The 706-nt window shown below is 56.4% G+C and carries 1 protein-coding gene; it reads right to left on the reverse strand.

Translation table 11 applies throughout. The features are described from left to right. On the reverse strand, nt 1-623 hold a 623-nt coding region (locus KW828_RS21635), incomplete at its 3' end, for an IS4 family transposase (RefSeq protein ID WP_218338292.1). Between the last annotated feature and the right edge of the window lie 83 nt (nt 624-706).

Here is a 706-nt window from a genome sequence, read left to right on the forward strand (position 1 = left end):
GGCTCTGAACCGGCCTGAAGGTCGCTGATGTTCAGCCAGCGATGTGTCCCCTCCAGACGGAAGCTGACCAGCCCTCTGACCCGCCCGGTATACTGCCAGCCCAGGTGACGGACATGCCGGAACCAGTCAGTCCTGAAGCCTGCATCCGTCACGATAATAACCTGCTTCCCGGCCGGGATTGCCGCATGCAGACGGTCAAGGAAGGCGCACTGCACCTGACTGTTCTGCGCCAGTCCGGCAGGAACGACTTCGCTCATCAGCGGTAGCGAACGTCCGTCACAGACGAGACTTGCCCGGAGCAGATGCCAGTTTTTGTCCGGCCATCCGGTCCAGTCAACAGCAATAACGCAAAAGGGCATAAGCGAGGTAACAGCGCGGGTGATAAGTTGCTGGATACGTGGAAGGTCGCGGTGAAGGGCGGAGTTTCCCAGGGCCCGATCAACACGTTTGATTTTATTTTTAACGGTTGCGGGACCGGAGAGAGAACGGCCGATACTGGTCAGGGTGAGGTCAGCACCATTGCACAGAGCGGCGGCCATGGACGTCAGGGCATTTATGCGAAAGGCATGAATGCCCTGTAAGGACGAGGAGAAAAATTTGTGGCAAACTGTCTGTAAAGGCACGATGAGGTCTCTTCTGTATTGTTAGCGCAACCAGTAGATCACACTTCATCGTGCCTTTCATTTTTCTGGGGATACCTCAGCCC

The sequence above is a fragment of the Enterobacter sp. ENT03 genome (assembly GCF_019218745.1).
Taxonomy (GTDB): Bacteria; Pseudomonadota; Gammaproteobacteria; order Enterobacterales; family Enterobacteriaceae; genus Enterobacter_D.